Origin of the sequence: Prevotella sp. KH2C16 (genome assembly GCF_900113305.1) — a bacterium.
GTDB lineage: Bacteria > Bacteroidota > Bacteroidia > Bacteroidales > Bacteroidaceae > Prevotella.
The window spans coordinates 1-1,772 of sequence record NZ_FOOW01000055.1 but is presented as its reverse complement, the minus strand read 5'-3'; the positions used below and the strand labels follow the sequence as shown (position 1 = coordinate 1,772).

Annotated in this window: 2 protein-coding genes; both read right to left on the bottom strand. The window is 55.1% G+C overall.

From position 1 onward, the window contains the following. Nucleotides 1-174, bottom strand: a 174-nt coding sequence (locus BM114_RS14005) for a helix-turn-helix domain-containing protein (protein ID WP_092114344.1), incomplete at its 3' end; no start/stop codon positions are given. A 203-nt stretch (nt 175-377) separates the two neighbouring features. Continuing rightward, on the bottom strand, nt 378-1,772 hold a 1,395-nt coding region (locus BM114_RS14000; protein ID WP_092114342.1), incomplete at its 5' end, for a hypothetical protein.

Genomic DNA, 1,772 nt, shown 5'->3' with positions numbered 1-1,772 from the left:
CTCCTGGAGCTTTTCCTCAGACATGGTCATCAGCAGGTCAAGCGTCAGACCGCTCTCCTGATACCTGCGCACATACTTGCGCACAGTGTTACGCGAGGGATGAAAAGCACTAGAGATGCTTTTTATACTCATTCCAATGGCGTAACATCGCAATAAATTTCTTAACTTTGTCATTGAATTCTGTAGTTTAACGTTTATCCGCCAGTCAGGACGGCAACACAAAACTACAAAAAAGCCCCTGAATGGCAATCGCATTCAGGGGTCAATTTTATTTTGCCGCAGAGGGTCATTCTTATTTTGCCCGTAAGGGTCAACGTCGCTTGCCCTCGGGGGTCAAACGCGCTCGGCTTTTCCACCTGTTTAGGGCAATTCAAATCTTATGGGTGAACGGGCCGAACCGTGAACCCGTAGAAGCGGTCGTCGAAGCTCCAGTCGTGTTCGTCCGAACCGAAGTAGAGGCTGCGGGCGCGGTCGCTGTAGGCCGCGCTGAGCGAACTCGACCAGTAGAAGCCCAAGCTGCCAGCATCGTTGAGCTCGGAACTGTGACGGTAGCCGGCGGCAGGCACGAAGATGGAGTTGCCGTTCGTGCCTTTCACTTCGTAGCCGTTCTTGCCGTCCTGAGTGGTCCATGTCCAGGTGCAGTTGTCTAAAAGTTCCTTGATTTCATCAGAGGTCGGCATGCGCCAAGGCGAGCCGAGTTTCTGGGTGGCTGCGTCATCGGCCGCTTCGAGGGTGGTCTTGCTGTCGCCGATGAAGGTGCCGTCGGGGGCATACCAGATGCCCTCGGTCTTGCCGTCGGGGAAGGTGTACTTCGTGATGTACTTCCAGTCGGACTGGCCGGTCTGCATCCATTTGTAGGTTGACCATGAATAGTCGGTCTTGGGTTCTGTCTCGCCCCATGCGTAGTAGTCGCCGTAGTCGCTCGGCTTCGATGCGCCAAGATTCTTTGTCGCCCATTTGATGCCGCTTGGCAAGCCGAGGTCCACATAATCCTCCGTGGATGGGGTATCTCCGCCACCGATATTGCCCTTGAGTTCTTCGAGTTTCTGGATAATCTGTGCGAGGGCTGCGGCTGCGCTGGTGTTGCCGCTGTTCACTTCTTCGATGAGGTTGTTGATGGCGGTGGTTACGGCGGCTATCTTTTCGGCGATGGCGGTCTGACCGGTGCCGAGGGCTTCAATCTGCGTCTTCATGGCGTTGAGGGCTGTAACGACAGCATCAAACTTGTCGCTGTAGTCGGGCATTGCGCTGATGGCTGCTTCTATGGCAGAGAGTTTGTCGCCATAGTCGGGCAGGTTGGCAATGGCTGTCTTGATGGCTTCGAGCTGCGAGGTGTAGTCGGGCAATGCCTTGATGGCTGCTTCCAAGAGGTCGAGCTTGGCTTCGAGCGAGAGGGTCTGCGCCTTGATGGCTGCCTCGATAAGTGCGAGTTTGCTCTCAAGCGTAGTGTTCACGTTGTTGATAGCCTCCGTGATGGCTTCTATCTTCGCCTCCATATTGCCTTGCAGGTTGTTGATGGCGGTGATGAGTTTTTCTGCCATTTCCTCCTGCTTGAGGGTCTGGTTCTTGATAGCCGTTTCCAAGAGGGCGAGTTTGCTCTCAAGGGTGAGGGTCTGCGCCTTCATTGCCGCCTCGATGGCTGCGAGCTTGGTCTCGAGGGTGGCGTTCACGGAGTTCAGCACGTCAATGATGGCCTGCAGCTTGGTCTGCTGGTCGGCGTTCATCTTGTCGATGGCCTCGGTGAGTTTCGCAATGGCCTGCTCGTTTTTGAG